The organism is Tabrizicola sp., from assembly GCF_016793705.1.
Classification (GTDB): Bacteria; Pseudomonadota; Alphaproteobacteria; order Rhodobacterales; family Rhodobacteraceae; genus Tabrizicola.
Map to the genome: position 1 here is coordinate 26504 of NZ_JAEULO010000070.1, position 16580 is coordinate 43083.

Consider the following 16580-nt stretch of genomic DNA (forward strand, 5'->3'; position numbering starts at 1 on the left):
GGCTGTGGCGTCGGCCACGGGTGAGGCGTCGGGCGACCAGTTCGTCTCGATCGAGGGGTTCCGGCTGGGCGAACTGGCCGACAGTTTCGCGGGCACCGACGTGACGGATCTGGTCTGGGGCGGGGCGGGCAATGACACGCTGACCGGGCGAGGCCGGAGCCGACTGGCTGTCGGGCGGCGCGGGCAACGACCTGCTTTACGGCGGGGATGGCGACGACACGCTGACGGGCGGGGCGGGGGCGGACCGGCTGGACGGCGGGTCTGGCCGGGACCGGGTGTCCTATGCCGATGCGGCCCAGGGGCTGAAGGTGGACCTCGCCACGCCCGCGCAGAACACCGGCGACGCGAAGGGCGATGTGCTGGTCGCGATCGAGGAGCTGGAGGGCTCGGCCTTCGATGACACGCTGGTGGGCAATTCGGCGGCGAACCTGATCCTGGGGCTGGGGGGCAACGACCTTCTGCCGGGCCGGGCGGGCAATGACACGCTTGTGGGCGGCGAGGGCGACGACACGCTGATGGGGGGCGCGGGGGCGGACCGGCTGGAGGGAGGGGCGGGGCTGGACCTTGCGTCCTATGCCGAGTCCGGGGCGCTGCGGGTCGATCTCGCCACGCCGGGGCTGTCGACCGGCGAGGCGAAGGGGGACGTTTTCGACGGGATCGAGGGGCTTCTGGGCGGCAAGGGCAACGACACGCTGCTGGGCGACGGGCAGGCGAACGTGCTGATCGGCGGTGCGGGGCAGGACCAGCTGGACGGGCGGGACGGTGACGACACGCTCTTCGGCGGCGATGGCAACGACAGGCTCTGGGGCGGCGAGGGGAGCGACCGGCTGGAGGGCGGTGGAGGTGCCGACCGGCTGGACGGCGGGGCGGGCGACGACATCCTGACGGGTGGTCTGGGCGCCGACAGCTTCATCTTCAGCGGCGGAGCCGATCTGATCACCGACTTCACCGGCTTGCAGGACAAGCTGGTTCTGGACCTGCGGTTGTGGAGCGGGCCGCCGCCTGCCATGGCCGATCTTCTTGCGGGGGCTCAGGTGACGGAGATGGGACTGCACTTCGATTTCGGGCCGGGGAACACGCTGGACATCGCCGGGATTTTCGACGCAAACCTGCTTATGGGCGACATTCTGTTCGTGTGAGAAGGCGGAACCGATGGCTGAGAAGGTGCTGGTGACGGGCGGCGCGGGATATATCGGGTCGCATGCCTGCAAGGCACTGGCGCGGGCCGGCTTCGAGCCAGTGGTGTTCGACAATTTGTCGACCGGCTGGAAGGGTGCGGTGAGATGGGGGCCGCTGGTCGAGGGCGACCTGATGGACCGGGCGAGCATTGATACGGCGCTGGCCGAGCATCGCCCCGCAGCGGTGATGCATTTCGCGGCGCTGTCGCTGGTGGGGGAGTCGATGCGCGACCCGGGGCGTTACTGGCGGGTGAACGTCGGGGGTGCGCTGAACCTGCTGGAGGCCTGTGCGGCGGCGGGGGTGCGGAACTTCGTCTTTTCGTCCACCTGCGCGACTTACGGCGATCAGGATGGGGTGCTGCTGACCGAGGAGACGCCGCAGCGGCCGATCAACGCCTATGGCGGGTCGAAGCTGGCGATTGAACAAATGCTACAGGATTTCGGCAAGTCAGCCGGGATTTCCCATGTGATCTTTCGATATTTCAACGTTGCGGGCGCTGACCCGGAGGGCGAGACCGGCGAACAGCATGTGCCGGAGACGCATCTCATCCCGCTGATGCTGGACGCGGTGGCGGGCAAGTGCCCGGCGCTGACGGTCTTCGGGACCGACTATCCGACGCGCGACGGCACCTGCGTGCGCGACTATGTCCATGTGACGGACCTGGCCGAGGCGCATGTGCTGGGGTTGCGGCGCCTGCTGGACGGCAAGGGCAATGGCGTTTTCTGCCTGGGCACCGGGCGGGGCTTTTCGGTGCGCGAAGTGATCGAGGCGAGCCGGGCGGTGACCAACCGCGAGGTGCCGGTGGAGATCGGCGGAAGGCGGGCAGGGGATGCGGCGGCGCTGGTGTCTTCCTCGACCCATGCGATCGAGGAATTGGGGTGGGAGCCGCAGCATTCGACCCTGCGGCAGATGATCGGCGACGCCTGGGCCTGGGCGCAGAAGCCGGGGTTTGCCGAGTAGTCAGAGATCCCAGTCGACGGGTTTCTTCGGTGGGGTTGCCTCGGTCCCCAGCCCCAGCCAGGCGGATCGCAAGGGCAGCTTGCGTTCTGCGCCCCAGTCGCCGGTGATGGTCAGCTCGTCGCCCTCCAGCATCACGCCCGCCACCATCTGGCCCGAGGGCCAGTGGATCGCCCCAAGGATGTGACGGATTTCAACCGTGCCGAGGGGGTCGAGCGTCAGGAGCGCGGGTTGCCCGGCGGCGGTCAGCGGGTCGGGGGTTTCCTGCGAGGAGAGGCCGAGGACGGGGAGGGCGGCCCCTTCCTCGATGCCCAGACAGCCGGTGTGGCGGCTGTTCCAGGGGGCGTAGTCGCGTCCGCCGTTGGAGTGCCAGAGCATGGTCATCGGCAGTGCGCGGGCGTTGCGCAGGGTGAGGATGAGGTCGCCTTCAGTGGGGCGGGTGATGGCGGTCCAGCCGAGGCGAGAGGAGGGGTCCTCGATCCCGGCGACGAAATCCTCATGCGCCTCGCCCCAGGGGTAGCGGTGCAGGTTGACCGTGCTGCCATCGGCGGCGGGGAATTCGGCGGCGTCCTCGGCGCGGCGGGGGTAGGCGAGGCGGGAGCGACCCCTCGTGGTCTCCAAGGGCTCGGGCAGGGTTTCCCACCAGCGCTTGCGCGAGAAGGAGAGCTTCGCGCCGTTCGGGACCGAGATCATCGCGTGGTTGGCGGCGGGCAGCGCGCCGGTGCCGCCGATGAACAGGTGGCGCTGGTAGACGAAGGGGTGGTCGTCCGCGAGCGACAGCTCCTTGACCACGGTCGCGCCCTGCACGGCGCCTTCCAGCACGGCGCGAAGGGTGGCGGGGGTGGAGGGGGTGACGCGCCAGTCGCCGTTGGCGGTGAGGCCGTGGAGACCGTCGGGGTCGGCGCCAAAGGGGGCGGCGAGAAAGTCGCCCGCCAGCCAGCGCTGGTGCGGGGGCGCGTCGGCGGGGACCTCCTCGGGCGACCAGGGGGCGTGGTGCAGGGGGGCGATGGCGGCGCCCTCGTCGGTGACTTCCAGGTGGCGCAGGACGCCGCCCTGCGGGGCGAAGGTCAGGCGGATGCCGCGGGCGGTGAGCGTGTGGGTCATGGCGGCGCCTCCTTTGGCGCGAGGCTAGCCGCTGGGGTCGGCCCGGCGCAAGGTCAGGCGGGCAGAAGCTCCAGCGCGACGCCCTGGCCGACGCCGACGCAAAGGGTGACGAGGGCCGATTTGCCGCCGGTTTCGGCCAGGCGGCGGGCGGCGGTTCCGGCAAGCCGCGCGCCGGACATGCCAAGCGGGTGGCCCATGGCGATGGCGCCGCCATGCGCGTTCAGGCGCGGGTCGTCGTCGACCAGGCCCCAGGCGCGGGTGCAGGCGAGGACCTGAGCGGCGAAGGCCTCGTTCAGCTCGATCACGTCATGGTCCTGTGCGGCGCGGCCGGTGCGGGCGGTCAGGCGGCTGGCGGCCTCGACCGGACCTAGCCCCATGATGCGGGGTTCGACGCCCCCCGAGGCGGCGGCTCCGATGCGGGCGAGGGGGGTGAGGCGGTGTTTGCGGACGGCTTCGGTGCTGGCGAGGATGACGGCGGCGGCCCCGTCGTTCACGCCCGAGGCGTTTCCGGCGGTCACGGTGCCGGGCTTGCGGAAGGGGGCGGGGAGGGCGGCGAGTTTTTCCAGGCTGGTGGGTCTTGGGTGTTCGTCGGTGCTGACGATGGTGTCGCCCTTCCGGCTGGAGATGATGACCGGCAGGATGTCGGGCGCGTGCCACTCGGCGTCGTAGCGGGACTGCGAGAGGAGGGCGTAGCGGTCCTGATCCTCGCGGCTGATGACATGGTCGGCGGCGAGGTTTTCGGCGGTTTCGGGCATGGATTCGGTGCCCCAGAGTTGCGCCATCCGGGGGTGGATGAAGCGCCAGCCGATGGTGGTGTCGAAGATTTCCGGGGTGCGGGCGAAGGGGGTTTCGGACTTCGGCATGACGAAGGGGGCGCGGGACATGCTCTCGACGCCGCCGGCGATGATCACATCGGCGGCCCCGTCGCGGATGGTGCGGGCGGCGGTGATCACCGCATCGAGGCCCGAGGCGCAGAGGCGGTTGACGGTCAGCGCGGGGACGGTCGGGCCGAGGCGGGACAGGAGGGTGGCCATGCGGGCGACGTTGCGGTTGTCCTCGCCCGCCTGGTTGGCGCAACCGAAGATCACCTCGTCGACCGGGAGGTCGTGCAGGTCGAGAAGGCCGTCGATGACGCGGGTGGCGAGGTCGTCGGGGCGGACGGGGGCAAGCGCCCCGGCATAGCGGCCGATGGGCGTGCGGCGATGGGCGCAGAGGAAGACTTCGGTCATTTCGTCTCCAGCCCCGGTGCGGGGTCGTAGCGGGGTTTCAGCGCGTCTGGCGCGACGGCGCGGAGGCGGGCGAGTTCGGCGAGGATGGCTGGGCGGCCATACTTGGCCAAGGCCTCGAACGGGCCGCGGGGGAAGTTGAGGCCGAGGCGCATCGCGGTGTCGATGCCCTCGGGCGTGGTGCCGCCTTCGGCGAGGAGCCAGTGGGCTTCGTTGACGAGGGTCGCCTCGATGCGGAGCGCGATGGCTGCGGCGTCGGCGGGCGGGCTGGCGGGCGGGTCGAGGAAGACGAAGCCCTTGCCCGTCTTGCGGCCGAGATTTCCGCTGGCGACCTGGGCCTTCAGCGCCGGGAAGGGCAGGTAGCGTGGGTGCTGGCGCATGGCGGCGTGCATCCCCTCGGTCGCGGCGAGGTTGATGTCGGCGCCGATCAGGTCGATCAGGGCGAAGGGGCCAAGCTTGTAGCCTGCGGCGGTCATGGCGGCGTCGATCTCGGCGGCGCTGCGGCCTTCGGACAGAAGGGCCAGCGCCTCGCCGTAATAGGGCCGGGCGCAGCGGTTGACGATGAAGCCGGGGCGGTCGGGGCAGAGGATGACGGTCTTGCCTGCGGCCTCGGTCCATTGCTGCGCGCGGGCGATGGTGGTGGGGGAGGTGCCCGCATGGGGGGCGAGTTCTACCAGCTTCATCGCTGGCGGCGGGTTGAAGAAATGCAGCGCGAGGGTGCGGTCGGGGTGTTTCAGGCCGTCTGCGATGGCGTGGATCGGCAGCGAGGAGGTGTTGGTGGCGAGGATCGCGTCGGGGGCGATGAGCGGCTCCAGTGCGGCGAAGAGGGCCTGCTTGGCCTCCAGCTTCTCGACGATGGCCTCGATGATCAACTGGCAGGGGGCAAGTTCGGCCAAATCCCCGGCCACGGTGAGGCGGGCGAGGGTGGCATCGCGGTCGGCCTCGGTCAGCCTTCCGGCGGTGACGCGGGATTGCAGGGTGTCGCCAAGCCTGGCGAGAGCGCTGTCTCGGGCGGGCTGATGGGCGTCGGTGGCGATGACCGGGAAGCCCGCCTGGGCGTAGACCTGTGCGATGCCGAGGCCCATGGTGCCCAGCCCGACGATGCCGATGGCGGGGCGAGCGGTCATTGGCCGATAAACCCCGGCTTGCGCTTTTCGCGGAAGGCGCGGATGCCCTCGGCCTTGTCGGCGGTGTCGAGCAGGGTCTCGAAGGCGGCGCGTTCCTGGTCCAGCGCCAGCGCGCCTTCCGCCCCGGCGACAAGGGCGGCCTTGGCGGCTTGCAGGGCGAGGGGCGCGCGCTCGGCCAGCTTTTCGACCAGCGGGCGGGCGATCTCCTCCGCCGTGCCGTCCGAGAGCCAGCCCGCGATGCCCCAGTCATGGGCGGTGGCAGCAGGCAGGATTTCACCGGTCAGGACCAGCCGGGTCGCCCGTGCCCGGCCCACCAGCGACAACAACCGCTGCGCCCCGCCCGCGCCGGGGATCAGGCCGAGGTTCGTCTCGGGCAGGCCGACCCGCGCCGTCGCCCCCAGCACAAAACAATCGGCCATCAGCGCCAGTTCGAACCCGCCGCCCAGGGCGAAACCGTCCACGGCGGCGACCAGCGGCTTCGGAAAGGCGCGGATGCGGGCCCAATGCGCCTTGCGGGGGTCTGCTGCGCCATCCGCCGAAGATTTCCCCTCGATCTCGCCGATGTCGGCCCCGGCGGCGAAGTTGCCATCGGCGCCGGTCAAGAGCACTGCGCGACAGGCAGGGTCGCCCGCGAGTTCGGTCAACACCCCCGCCAGTTGCGCCAGAAGCGCGGTGTTCAGCGCGTTCTTCGCCTGCGGCCGGTTCAGCACCAGCCGGGTCCAGGCCCCCTGCGGTTCGACGATCAGATCCATGCTTTGCATCCTGCACTGGCGGCACGTAATTTCAAGCTAGAAATTTCAAGCTTGAAATTATTTTATCACGGTGGCAGGCTCCGGTCAGTCAGGGACTCGGAGGGTCAGGTGAAAGTTCTTTGCCTTGGGGGTGGTCCGGCGGGCCTGTATTTCGCCATCTCGATGAAGCTGCGCGATCCTTCGCACCAGGTCACGGTTCTGGAGCGGAACAAAGCGAACGACACGTTCGGCTGGGGTGTCGTGCTGTCGGACGACGCGATGGCGCGGATGAAGAAGAACGATCCGCAATCCTACGAGGCGATCAAGGCGAGCTTCGCCTATTGGGACGACATTGCCGTGGTGCATCGCGGCGAACGGATCGTGTCGGGCGGGCATGGCTTTGCCGGGATCGGCCGGATGAAGATGCTGCTTCTGTTGCAGGACCGCGCGCGTGAGCTTGGGGTGGACCTGCGCTTCGAGACGGAGTTCAAGTCGGCCGAGGATTACCGCAAGGATTATGACCTGGTGGTGGCGACGGACGGGATCAACAGCCTGGTGCGCAAGGAATATGCCGAGGTGTTCAAGCCCGACATCGACCAGCGGCTGGTCAAGTTCATCTGGCTGGGCACGCACCAGAAATTCGACGACGCCTTCACCTTCATCTTCGAGGAGACCGAGTGGGGCTGGTTCTGGGCGCATGTCTACCAGTTCGACAATGACACCGCGACCTTCATCGTCGACTGCATGCCCGAGACCTGGGACCGGGCGGGCTTCGCCGAGATGTCGAAGGAAGAGATCGTCGCCACCTGCCAGCGGATCTTCGCGAAGCATCTGGGCTGTCACGACCTGATCTCGAACGCCAATCACCTGCGGGGCAGCGCGGTCTGGATGCAGTTCCCGCGCGTGCTGTGCGAGCGGTGGTACAACGGCAATGTCGTGCTGATGGGCGACGCGGCGGCGACGGGGCATTATTCCATCGGCTCGGGCTCGCGGCTGGCCTTCGACTCGGCGATCGCGCTGGCGGATTACCTGCATTCCGAACCGACGATGGAGGCCGCCTTCCAGCGCTATCAGGAGGAGCGGCGGGTCGAGGTCCTGCGCCTGCAATCGGCGGCGCGGAACAGCCTGGAGTGGTTCGAGCGGGTCGAGCGCTATCTGGACATGGCGCCGATGCAGTTCGCCTATTCGCTGTTGACCCGCAGCCAGCGGATTTCGCATGAGAATCTGCGGTTGCGTGATCCGGAGTGGTTGCGCAAGGCCGAGGACTGGTTCCAGCGCCAGGCCGGGGGGCAGGCGGGCCGTCAGCCGATGTTCGCGCCGTTCCAGCTGCGCGGGATGCGGCTGGAGAACCGCGTCGTCGTGTCGCCGATGGCGCAGTACAAGGCGGTGGACGGATGCCCGACCGATTGGCACTTCTCGCATTACGCCGAACGGACCAAGGGCGGGGCGGGTCTGGTCTATGTCGAGATGACCTGCGTCTCGCCCGAGGGGCGGATCACGCCGGGCTGTCCGGGGCTTTATGCGCCCGAGCATGAGGTAGCGTGGAAGCGACTGGCCGATTTCGTCCATGCCGAGACCCATGCGAAGCTCTGCTGCCAGATCGGTCATTCGGGGCGGAAGGGCAGCACGCAACTCGGCTGGGAGGAGGGGGACGCCCCGCTGGCGTCGGGCAACTGGCCGGTGATGAGCGCGAGTGCGATCCCGTGGAGCGCGGGCAATGCGGTGCCGAAGGCGATGACGCGGGCGGACATGGATGCGGTGCGCGAACAGTTCGTCGCCTCGACCAAGATGGCCGAGCGTGCCGGATTTGACATGATCGAACTTCATGCGGCGCATGGCTATCTGATTTCCTCCTTCATCAGCCCGAAATCGAACATCCGGACGGATGAGTACGGTGGCAGTCTGGAGAACCGCCTGCGCTGGCCGCTGGAGGTGTTCCGCGCGATGCGGGCCGTGTGGCCCGAGGACAAGCCGATGTCGGTGCGGATTTCGGCGAGTGACTGGGTGGGCGATGAAGGGGTGACGCCGGAGGAGGCGGTGGAGATCGCCAAGGCCTTCGCGGAAGCCGGGGCGGATATCATCGACGTCAGCGCCGGGCAGACCAGCACGGACGCAAAGCCGGTCTATGGCCGGATGTTCCAGACCCCGTTCAGCGACCGTATCCGCAATGAGGCGGGGCTGGCGACGATGGCGGTCGGCAACATCACCGAGGCGGATCAGGTGAACGGCATCCTGCTGGCAGGGCGCGCCGATCTGGTGGCGCTGGCGCGACCGCATCTGGCCGATCCCTACTGGACGCTGCACGCGGCGGTGAAGGCGGGGGACGAGGGCGTCTTCTGGCCGAATCCCTATCTCAACGGCCGCGACCAGGCGCTGCGCTTGCAGGCGCGGGCGCAAGAGGTGATCCGGGTATGACGCTTCAGGGCAAGCGCGTATTGATCACGGGGGGCGGTTCCGGTGCCGGGGCCGACCTTGCGCGCGGCTTTGCCGAGGCGGGGGCGGAGGTGGTGATCGCGGGCCGCCGGGCTGAGGCGCTGAAGGCGGTGGCAGAGCCGCTGGGTGCGCGCTGGGTGACTGCCGATGTGACCGACGAGGCCTCGGTCGCGGCGATGTTCCGGGAGGCCGGGCCTTGCGACATTGTCATCGCCAATGCGGGCGCGGCGGACAGCGGGGTGCTGGCGAAGACCTCGCTGGCCCAGTGGAACGCGATGATTGCGGTGAACCTGACCGGCGTGTTCCTGACCTTCCGCGCGGCGCTTGGCCAGTTCCGGGGCGAGGGGCGGCTGATCGCGGTGGCCTCGACGGCGGGGCTGAAGGGCTATGCCAAGGTCGCGCCCTATGCCGCGGCGAAGCATGGGGTGATCGGCATGGTGCGGTCGCTGGCGCTGGAAGTGGCGCGGAAGGGGATCACGGTCAACGCGATCTGTCCGGGGTTCCTCGACACGCCGATGACGGAACATTCGGCGCAGGTGATCGCGGATAAGACCGGCAAGAGCCTGGCCGAGGCGCGGGCGGCGCTGGAGGGTCTGAGCCCTCAGGGGCGGCTTTACCAACCCGCGGAAGTGACGGCGGCGGCGTTGTACCTGGCCTCTGACGTGGCGTCGGGCGTGAACGGGGCTTGCCTGACCATTTCGGGGGGCGAGGTGTGAGCGAGGGATCGAAGCGGCGGCTGAAGATGTGGATCCGGCTGCTGGGCGTGACCCGGGCGGCTGAAAACGGGTTGCGCGAATACCTGCGGGTCAATCACGACACCACCTTGCCGCGGTTCGACGTGATGGCCGCGCTCTACCGCCGCCGCGAGGGCGTCACGATGAGCGAGCTTTCCCGGATGCTTCTGGTGTCGAACGGCAATGCGACGGCGGTGGTGGACCGGCTGGAGGCCGAGGAACTGGTCCGGCGGACGCCCTCGGAACTGGACCGGCGGACGGTGCATGTGGCACTGACGGCGGAGGGGACGACGGCTTTCGAGACCATGGCCGAGGGGCACGAGGCGGAAGTGGCGCGTCTGTTCGCAGGGCTGAGGGACGAGGAACTGGAGCAGATGACGGCGATCCTGAAGAGGATGGGAAGATGAGCTTTTCGGTGGGGACGACGATGGCCGGTCTGAAGCCGGAGCATTTCCTGTGGGAGGTGAAGGACCGGATTGCCGTGGTGCGGCTGAACCGGCCCGACCGCAAGAACCCGCTGACCTTCGACAGCTATGCGGAATTGCGCGACAGCTTCCGCGCACTGGTCTATGCGACGGATGTGGACGTGGTGGTCTTTGCGTCAAATGGCGGGAACTTCTGTTCGGGGGGCGATGTGCATGACATCATCGGCCCGCTGATCGGCCTGCCGATGAAGGACCTGCTGGCTTTCACGCGGATGACCGGCGATCTGGTCAAGGCGATGATTTCCTGCGGGAAACCGATCATCGCGGCGGTGGATGGGGTGGCGGTGGGGGCGGGCGCGATCATCGCGATGGCCTCGGACCTGCGGCTGGCGACGCCCGCTGCCAAATGCGCCTTCCTGTTCACGCGGGTGGGGCTTGCGGGCTGCGACATGGGCGCCTGTGCGATGCTGCCCCGGATCGTCGGGCAGGGCCGGGCGGCGGAGCTTCTGTACACCGGCCGGGTGATGGGGGCCGAGGAGGGAGAACACTGGGGCTTCTGGAACGCGCTTCATGCGCCCGAGGTTCTGGAGGCCGAGGCGATGGCCCTGGCCCGGCGATTGGCCTCGGGGCCGGTCTTTGCGCATGGGATCACCAAGACCCAGCTGAACCAGGAATGGAACATGGGGCTGGAGCAGGCGATCGAGGCCGAGGCGCAGGCCCAGGCGATCTGCATGCAGACCAAGGACTTCGAGCGGGCCTATCGGGCCTTCGTCGCCAAGGAGAAACCCGTCTTCGCGGGTGACTGAGCCCCGGGGCGCTGCCCCGGACCCCGGGATATTCAGAGACAGAAAATGGCAGATCAGAGTTTCCTTTCCTGGCCGTTCTTCGAGCCCCGCCACCGCGAAATGGCGGCGGCGCTGGAAGAGTGGTGCGTGGCCAATCTGCCGGTGTCGCATGGTGATGTGGACGCTGCCTGCAAGGGGCTGGTCGCGGCGCTGGGGGCGGGAGGCTGGCTTGGGCACTCCGGCGCGGGGGAGGGGGAGCGGCTGGATGTGCGCTCGTTGTGCCTGATCCGCGAGACGCTGGCGCGGCATGACGGGCTGGCGGATTTCGCCTTTGCGATGCAGGGGCTGGGGATGGGGGCGGTGTCTCTGTTCGGCACGGCGGGGCAGCGGGAATGGCTGGCGAAGACGCGGGCGGGGCAGGCGATTTCCGGCTTTGCGCTGACCGAGCCGGGGTCGGGGTCGGATGTGGCGGCCACGGCGACCATGGCAGAGAAGGTGCCGGGCGGCTGGCGGCTCAACGGCGAGAAGACCTATATCTCGAATGGCGGGATAGCCGACGTCTACGTGATCTTCGCCCGCACCGGCGAGGCGCCGGGGGCGAAGGGGCTGTCGGCCTTCCTCATGCCTGCGGCGACCAAGGGGCTGGAGGTGGTGAGCCGGATCGAAGTGATGGCGCCGCATCCGCTGGCGCATCTGCGGTTGAACGACGTGGAGCTGCCCGAGGAGGCGCTGATCGGCAAGCCGGGCGATGGCTTCAAGATCGCCATGTCGGTCTTGGACGTTTTCCGCTCCACCGTCGGCGCGGCGGCGCTGGGGTTTGCCCGGCGGGCGCTGGACGAGGCGCTGGCGCGCACGCAGGGCCGCCGCATCCAGGGGCAGGCGCTGTCGGAGCTGCAACTGGTGCAGGGGCACCTTGCCGACATGGCGCTGGAGATCGACGCCTCGGCGCTGCTGGTCTACCGGGCGGCCTGGGTGAAGGACATGGGCGCCGCGCGGGTCAGCCGCGAGGCGGCGATGGCGAAGCTCTACTCCACCGAGGCGGCGAGCCGTGTGATCGACATGGCGGTGCAGTTGCACGGCGGCGACGGGGTGCGGCAGGGCTTTGCGGTCGAAAGCCTGTATCGCGAAATCCGGGCCTTGCGCATTTACGAGGGCGCCAGCGACGTCCAGCGCATCATCATCGCGCGGGGCCTTCTGGGATGACCTATGAGCGCCTGATCCAGATCGAGTTCAACCATTGCGACCCTGCGGGGATCGTCTTCTATCCACGCTATTTCGAGATGGTGAACTCGGTCGTCGAGAATTTCTTCGCCGATGTGGTCGGCCGCTCCTTCGCGCAGATGCACAACGACGGGGCGTCGAACGGCGTCCCGACGGTCGCGATCGAGGCGGCGTTCCAGCGCCCGTCACGTCTGGGCGACAAGGTGCGCTTCACGCTGAAGGTCGAGAAGATCGGTGGCTCCTCGACGCGGGTGCTGGTCGAGGGTTTCGGGCCGGACGGCCCACGGTTGCAGGTCCGGATGACGGTTGCCTGGATCAACCAGATGAAAGCGGCGCCCTGGCCATCAGAGATGCGGGCGGCGCTGGATCACTACAGGGAGACGCAGGATGCATGAGATCCTTCATCCGAAGCACTGGAAGCCTGCCAAAGGCTACGCCAACGGCATGGCAGCCGAGGGGCGGATGGTGTTTACCGGCGGGATCATCGGCTGGAACGCCGAGCAGGACTTCGAGACGGATGATTTCGTGGGCCAGGTCGAACAGGCGCTGAAATCCATCGTCGAGGTGCTGGCCTGTGCCGGGGCGGGACCGGAGCATCTGGTGCGGCTGACCTGGTATGTCACGGACAAGCGCGAATACCTGGATCGGCTGAAGGACCTGGGCGCGGTGTACAAGGCCGTCATCGGGCGGAATTACCCGGCAATGGCCCTGGTGCAGGTGGTGGCGCTGGTCGAGGACCGGGCCAAAGTGGAAATCGAGGCGACCGCCGTCATTCCGAAGTCGTGACGCACAGGGTTTGGGAGGACTCCGCAATGCTTGGACCGACAGGACATAGCGATACATTCACCCGTGACCGTCTGCCCGCCCCCGAGGACTGGCCGGTCATAAAACTGGCTGGTTTCGACTACCCCGACTGGCTGAATGCCGGGGTGGAACTGACCGACGCGATGGTGACGAAGGGGTTTGGCGACAACACCGCGCTGATCGGCAACGGGCGCAGCCGGACCTACAAGGAGCTGGCCGACTGGTCGAACCGCATCGCCCATGCGCTGGTCGAGGATTACGGGGTCAGGCCCGGCAACCGGGTGCTGATCCGGTCGGCCAACAACCCGGCGATGGTGGCCTGCTGGCTTGCGGCGACGAAAGCGGGCGCGGTGGTAGTCAACACCATGCCGATGCTGCGCGCTGGAGAGCTGAGCCAGATCGTCGACAAGGCCGAGATCACCCATGCGCTCTGCGACACGCGGCTGATGGAGGAGCTTGTCGCCTGCGCCAAGACATCGAAATTCCTGCGGACGGTGGTTGGCTTCGACGGCACCGCGAACCATGACGCCGAGCTGGACCGGGTGGCGCTGTCGAAATCGGTGAAGTTCCAGGCGGTGCAGACCGGGCGCGACGACGTGGCGCTTCTGGGGTTTACCTCGGGCACGACCGGGGAGCCCAAGGCCACGGCGCATTTCCACCGCGACCTGATGATCATCGCGGACGGCTATGCGAAGGAAGTGCTTGGCGTCACGCCGGAGGACGTCTTCATCGGCTCGCCTCCGCTGGCGTTCACCTTCGGGCTTGGCGGGCTGGCCGTGTTCCCGCTGCGCTTCGGCGCCGCGGCGGCGCTATTGGAGCAGGCCAGTCCGCCGAACATGATCGAGATCATCCAGAAGCACCGGGCAACGGTCTGCTTCACCGCACCCACGGCCTACCGCGTGATGCTGAAGGCGATGGCGGAAGGGGCGGACCTGTCCTCCTTGCGCGCCGCCGTCAGTGCGGGGGAAACGCTGCCCGGTCCGGTCTACGAGGAATGGATGGCCAAGACCGGCAAGCCGATGCTGGACGGGATCGGCGCCACGGAGATGCTGCATATCTTCATCACCAACCGCTTTGACGACCACCAGCCTGCCTGTACCGGCCGCCCCGTGACGGGCTACGAGGCGAAGATCGTCGGCGAGGACATGGCCGAACTTCCCCGCGGGGAAGTCGGGCGGCTGGCGGTGCGCGGGCCGACCGGCTGCCGCTATCTGTCTGACAAGCGGCAGAAGAGCTACGTCAAGGCGGGCTGGAACCTCACCGGCGACAGCTTCTGGCAGGACGAGGAGGGCCGCTTCCACTTTGCCGCCCGGTCGGACGACATGATCATCAGCGCGGGCTACAACATTGCCGGGCCGGAGGTGGAGGCGGCGCTCCTGTCGCATCCGGCGGTGCTGGAATGCGCGGTGATCGGCACTGCGGACGAAGAGCGCGGGCAGATCGTCGAGGCCCATGTCGTGCTTGCGCCGGGGCACCTTCCGGACGGGCTTCTGGTGAAGATCCTGCAGGATCACGTGAAGCGCACCATCGCGCCCTACAAGTATCCCCGCCGGGTGGTCTTTACCGACGCGCTGCCGAAGACGCAGACCGGAAAGATCCAGCGCTTCCGCCTGCGGACCTGAGTCGCACCAGAATCCGCTTGTAAACCGCCCCTTTCGCGGGCATATCGCCCCCCGGAAGCCTGCGGCCACCCCGTGGGCCCGTCTGCAATGGAGAGACCATGGCCAAGGAAGACATTCTCGAATTCCCCGGTGTCGTGAAGGAACTCCTGCCGAACGCGACATTCAGGGTCGAACTCGAGAACGGCCATGAACTGATCGCGACCATGGCAGGCAAGATGCGCAAGAACCGCATCCGGGTTCTGGCCGGTGACAAGGTGCAGGTCGAAATGACCCCGTATGACCTGTCGAAGGGCCGCATCAACTATCGCTTCAAGTGAAATTCATCCTTGGATCGGGCAGCCCGCGCCGGAAGGAATTGCTGGCGGGGCTCGGGATCGTACCCGACCTGATCCTGCCCCCTGACATCGACGAAGACCCCCGCAGGGGAGAATTGCCCCGGCCCTATTGCCTGCGGCTGGCAGAGGAGAAGGCACGCGCCGTGCCTTCCGGTCCCGATGACGTGGTGCTCTGCGCCGACACCACCGTCGCGCTTGGCCGCCGCATCCTTGGCAAACCCGCAGACGCGGGCGAGGCCGCAGCTTTCCTGACGGCTCTGGGGGGCCGCAGGCATCAGGTGATTACCGCCATCGCGGTGCGCCGGGGTGCGCGCGTACTGGTGCGCGAAAGTGTCAGCACCGTCAAGATGAAGCGCCTCTCCGACGCCGAGATCAACGGCTATCTCGCCAGCGGAGAATGGCAGGGCAAGGCGGGCGGCTACGGCATCCAGGGGCTTGCGGGCGCGCTGATTCCATGGATTTCGGGGTCGTTTACCGGCATCATGGGCCTGCCGGTGGCCGAGACAGCAGCGCTTCTCTCGGCAGTCGGCTATCCGGTCTGGAGGCAGGAATGAAGGGCCGCGTTCTGGTGCTGGACGAGATCGAGGGCCGTCAGGCGGCCGCGCTGATGATCGACGGGCGGCTGGAAGAGCTTGCCATCGATCCGGCGGGCGATGTGGCGGTCCCCGGCGCGATCTACCGCGCGGTTGCTGATCGTCCGGTCAAGGGGCAGGGCGGCATCTTCGTGAAGCTGCCTGCCGGCTCCGGTTTCCTGCGCCAGATTTCCGGTGTCGCACCCGGCCAGCGCCTGCTTGTGCAGGTGACGGGGCCGACCGAACCCGGCAAGGCCATTCCGGTCGCCACGCGGCTGCTCTTCAAGTCGCGCTTCGCCATCCTTACGCCGGACGCGCCCGGCCTGAACATCTCGCGCCGGATCAAGGATGAGGAGCGTCGCGCCGATCTTGCCGACATGGCCGAGACGGGGATGGCAGGGGCGGACGAACGGCTGGGCCTGATCCTGCGCTCTGGCTGCCTTGAGGCCGAGGATACCGCCATAGCGGAGGACATCGCCGCGATGCGTGGCCTCGCCGAGGCGGTTCTGGCCGACTTGAGCGGCCCGCCGGAGCTTCTGGTCGACGGCCCCTCGGCGCATGACCTTGCCTTCCGCGACTGGCTGGACCCGGCGGTGGACGATGCCGACACCGATCCCGAAAGCTTTGGCCGCCACGGCGTGACCGAGGCGCTGGATGCCCTGCGTAGCCCGCGTGTCGCGCTGGAGGCGGGGGCACATATGATGCTGGAGCCGACGCGCGCCCTGGTGGCGGTCGATGTGAACACCGGCCCCGACACCTCTCCGGCAGCAAGCCTGAAGGCCAATATCGCCGCCGCCCGCGACCTGCCACGGCAGCTGCGGCTGCGGGGGCTGGGCGGGCAGGTGGTGGTGGATTTTGCGCCGATGCCGAAGCGCGACCGGCACATCCTCGACCAGGTCATGAAGGCCGCATTCAAGGCCGAGGGCGAGACGAACCTTGCCGGTTGGACGACGCTTGGCCTCTACGAGCTGACCCGCAAGCGCGACCGCCTGCCGCTGACCGAGCTTCTGTCATGACATGCCCGATCTGTGGCAAGCAGGCCTCTCCCGACTACCGTCCGTTTTGCTCGCGCCGCTGCGCCGATGTCGATCTTGGCCGATGGCTGACGGAGGGCTATCGCATCCCGGCAGAAGCCGAGAAAGAGGTTGAAGATCCCGCACCGGACGACACCCCGCCGAAGCCGCACTGAGGGCGTTTTCCCTCTGGACAGCCCCCCGCAGCTTGGGTATCACCCCGCCACCCAACGGTGCCCAGATAGCTCAGTTGGTAGAGCAGCGGATTGAAAATCCGCGTGTCGCTGGTTCGATTCCGGCTCTGGGCACCAT

18 protein-coding genes, 1 tRNA gene and 1 pseudogene are annotated in these 16580 nt (G+C 68.0%); 16 read left to right on the forward strand and 4 right to left on the reverse strand.

All coding sequences use genetic code 11. The features are described from left to right. Positions 1 to 167 precede the first annotated feature (167 nt). The 3 genes and pseudogenes from JNJ68_RS19485 to galE form a co-directional block, all read left to right on the forward strand. Positions 168 to 230, forward strand: a pseudogene (locus JNJ68_RS19485) (hypothetical protein); the annotation flags it as partial. Between the two features lie 78 nt (positions 231 to 308). Further along, the gene (locus JNJ68_RS19180) at positions 309 to 1139 is read left to right on the forward strand and encodes a calcium-binding protein (protein WP_294985316.1); all 831 of its coding nucleotides are present in this window, start codon (positions 309 to 311) and stop codon (positions 1137 to 1139) included. A 13-nt stretch (positions 1140 to 1152) separates the two neighbouring features. Then, positions 1153 to 2139 carry a UDP-glucose 4-epimerase GalE gene (gene galE, locus JNJ68_RS19185; RefSeq protein WP_294985317.1) on the forward strand — a complete coding sequence of 329 codons (987 nt, stop codon included), beginning with the start codon at positions 1153 to 1155 and terminating at the stop codon, positions 2137 to 2139. Here galE and JNJ68_RS19190 read toward each other — a convergent pair whose 3' ends face one another. From JNJ68_RS19190 to JNJ68_RS19205, 4 genes are read right to left on the reverse strand one after another with little or no spacing between them, the layout of a single operon-like run. Next, a complete protein-coding gene (locus tag JNJ68_RS19190; protein WP_294985319.1) occupies positions 2140 to 3240 on the reverse strand; it encodes a hypothetical protein in 1101 nt (366 codons plus the stop codon). Positions 3241 to 3293: 53 nt separating this feature from the next. Beyond that, positions 3294 to 4469 (reverse strand): acetyl-CoA C-acyltransferase, encoded by a 1176-nt coding sequence (locus tag JNJ68_RS19195; protein ID WP_294985321.1) that lies wholly within the window; start codon positions 4467 to 4469, stop codon positions 3294 to 3296. Continuing rightward, the gene (locus JNJ68_RS19200; RefSeq protein WP_294985324.1) at positions 4466 to 5593 is read right to left on the reverse strand and encodes a 3-hydroxyacyl-CoA dehydrogenase NAD-binding domain-containing protein; all 1128 of its coding nucleotides are present in this window, start codon (positions 5591 to 5593) and stop codon (positions 4466 to 4468) included. Before JNJ68_RS19200 ends, JNJ68_RS19195 begins: the two co-directional genes overlap by 4 nt. Continuing rightward, complete coding sequence (locus JNJ68_RS19205) at positions 5590 to 6345, reverse strand: enoyl-CoA hydratase-related protein (RefSeq protein ID WP_294985327.1); 756 nt, start codon at positions 6343 to 6345, stop codon at positions 5590 to 5592. Before JNJ68_RS19205 ends, JNJ68_RS19200 begins: the two co-directional genes overlap by 4 nt. Before the next feature lie 108 nt (positions 6346 to 6453). Between JNJ68_RS19205 and JNJ68_RS19210 the strand changes: the two genes are divergently transcribed. From JNJ68_RS19210 to JNJ68_RS19270, 13 genes are all read left to right on the forward strand, one after another. Further along, positions 6454 to 8739 (forward strand): bifunctional salicylyl-CoA 5-hydroxylase/oxidoreductase, encoded by a 2286-nt coding sequence (locus JNJ68_RS19210; protein WP_294985330.1) that lies wholly within the window; start codon positions 6454 to 6456, stop codon positions 8737 to 8739. Further along, the gene (locus tag JNJ68_RS19215; protein ID WP_294985332.1) at positions 8736 to 9473 is read left to right on the forward strand and encodes an SDR family NAD(P)-dependent oxidoreductase; all 738 of its coding nucleotides are present in this window, start codon (positions 8736 to 8738) and stop codon (positions 9471 to 9473) included. Before JNJ68_RS19210 ends, JNJ68_RS19215 begins: the two co-directional genes overlap by 4 nt. After that, a complete protein-coding gene (locus tag JNJ68_RS19220; RefSeq protein WP_294985335.1) occupies positions 9470 to 9898 on the forward strand; it encodes a MarR family transcriptional regulator in 429 nt (142 codons plus the stop codon). The genes JNJ68_RS19215 and JNJ68_RS19220 overlap by 4 nt, the downstream gene beginning before the upstream one ends. Next, entirely contained in the window at positions 9895 to 10722 is an 828-nt protein-coding gene (locus tag JNJ68_RS19225; RefSeq protein WP_294985338.1) for an enoyl-CoA hydratase family protein, read from the forward strand. Before JNJ68_RS19220 ends, JNJ68_RS19225 begins: the two co-directional genes overlap by 4 nt. 45 nt (positions 10723 to 10767) lie before the next feature. Next, a complete protein-coding gene (locus JNJ68_RS19230; RefSeq protein WP_294985340.1) occupies positions 10768 to 11904 on the forward strand; it encodes an acyl-CoA dehydrogenase family protein in 1137 nt (378 codons plus the stop codon). After that, on the forward strand, positions 11901 to 12317 hold the full coding sequence (locus JNJ68_RS19235; protein ID WP_294985343.1) for a thioesterase family protein: 417 nt from the start codon (positions 11901 to 11903) through the stop codon (positions 12315 to 12317). The genes JNJ68_RS19230 and JNJ68_RS19235 overlap by 4 nt, the downstream gene beginning before the upstream one ends. After that, the gene (locus JNJ68_RS19240; protein ID WP_294985346.1) at positions 12310 to 12708 is read left to right on the forward strand and encodes a RidA family protein; all 399 of its coding nucleotides are present in this window, start codon (positions 12310 to 12312) and stop codon (positions 12706 to 12708) included. The genes JNJ68_RS19235 and JNJ68_RS19240 overlap by 8 nt, the downstream gene beginning before the upstream one ends. 26 nt (positions 12709 to 12734) lie before the next feature. Then, entirely contained in the window at positions 12735 to 14348 is a 1614-nt protein-coding gene (locus tag JNJ68_RS19245) for an AMP-binding protein (protein ID WP_294985348.1), read from the forward strand. 98 nt (positions 14349 to 14446) lie between these two features. Then, positions 14447 to 14665 carry a translation initiation factor IF-1 gene (gene infA, locus JNJ68_RS19250; protein WP_135450909.1) on the forward strand — a complete coding sequence of 73 codons (219 nt, stop codon included), beginning with the start codon at positions 14447 to 14449 and terminating at the stop codon, positions 14663 to 14665. Continuing rightward, a complete protein-coding gene (locus JNJ68_RS19255) occupies positions 14662 to 15237 on the forward strand; it encodes a Maf family protein (RefSeq protein ID WP_294985350.1) in 576 nt (191 codons plus the stop codon). The genes infA and JNJ68_RS19255 overlap by 4 nt, the downstream gene beginning before the upstream one ends. Then, positions 15234 to 16271, forward strand: coding sequence for a ribonuclease E/G (locus tag JNJ68_RS19260; protein WP_294985351.1), 1038 nt, complete (start codon positions 15234 to 15236; stop codon positions 16269 to 16271). The genes JNJ68_RS19255 and JNJ68_RS19260 overlap by 4 nt, the downstream gene beginning before the upstream one ends. Continuing rightward, positions 16268 to 16444 (forward strand): DNA gyrase inhibitor YacG, encoded by a 177-nt coding sequence (gene yacG, locus JNJ68_RS19265; protein ID WP_294985354.1) that lies wholly within the window; start codon positions 16268 to 16270, stop codon positions 16442 to 16444. Before JNJ68_RS19260 ends, yacG begins: the two co-directional genes overlap by 4 nt. Before the next feature lie 59 nt (positions 16445 to 16503). Beyond that, positions 16504 to 16579 (forward strand) — tRNA-Phe (locus JNJ68_RS19270). The last annotated feature ends 1 nt before the right edge of the window (position 16580 follow it).

Excerpts from the sequence above, each read along its gene's own strand:
- JNJ68_RS19225 (WP_294985338.1), top strand. The coding sequence starts at position 9,895 with ATGAGCTTTTCGGTGGGGACGACGATGGCCGGTCTGAAGCCGGAGCAT.
- JNJ68_RS19195 (WP_294985321.1), bottom strand. The coding sequence starts at position 4,469 with ATGACCGAAGTCTTCCTCTGCGCCCATCGCCGCACGCCCATCGGCCGC.
- yacG (WP_294985354.1), top strand. The coding sequence starts at position 16,268 with ATGACATGCCCGATCTGTGGCAAGCAGGCCTCTCCCGACTACCGTCCG.
- JNJ68_RS19235 (WP_294985343.1), top strand. The coding sequence starts at position 11,901 with ATGACCTATGAGCGCCTGATCCAGATCGAGTTCAACCATTGCGACCCT.
- JNJ68_RS19200 (WP_294985324.1), bottom strand. The coding sequence starts at position 5,593 with ATGACCGCTCGCCCCGCCATCGGCATCGTCGGGCTGGGCACCATGGGC.
- JNJ68_RS19240 (WP_294985346.1), top strand. The coding sequence starts at position 12,310 with ATGCATGAGATCCTTCATCCGAAGCACTGGAAGCCTGCCAAAGGCTAC.
- infA (WP_135450909.1), top strand. The coding sequence starts at position 14,447 with ATGGCCAAGGAAGACATTCTCGAATTCCCCGGTGTCGTGAAGGAACTC.
- JNJ68_RS19245 (WP_294985348.1), top strand. The coding sequence starts at position 12,735 with ATGCTTGGACCGACAGGACATAGCGATACATTCACCCGTGACCGTCTG.
- JNJ68_RS19230 (WP_294985340.1), top strand. The coding sequence starts at position 10,768 with ATGGCAGATCAGAGTTTCCTTTCCTGGCCGTTCTTCGAGCCCCGCCAC.
- galE (WP_294985317.1), top strand. The coding sequence starts at position 1,153 with ATGGCTGAGAAGGTGCTGGTGACGGGCGGCGCGGGATATATCGGGTCG.
- JNJ68_RS19190 (WP_294985319.1), bottom strand. The coding sequence starts at position 3,240 with ATGACCCACACGCTCACCGCCCGCGGCATCCGCCTGACCTTCGCCCCG.
- JNJ68_RS19260 (WP_294985351.1), top strand. The coding sequence starts at position 15,234 with ATGAAGGGCCGCGTTCTGGTGCTGGACGAGATCGAGGGCCGTCAGGCG.
- JNJ68_RS19215 (WP_294985332.1), top strand. The coding sequence starts at position 8,736 with ATGACGCTTCAGGGCAAGCGCGTATTGATCACGGGGGGCGGTTCCGGT.
- JNJ68_RS19205 (WP_294985327.1), bottom strand. The coding sequence starts at position 6,345 with ATGGATCTGATCGTCGAACCGCAGGGGGCCTGGACCCGGCTGGTGCTG.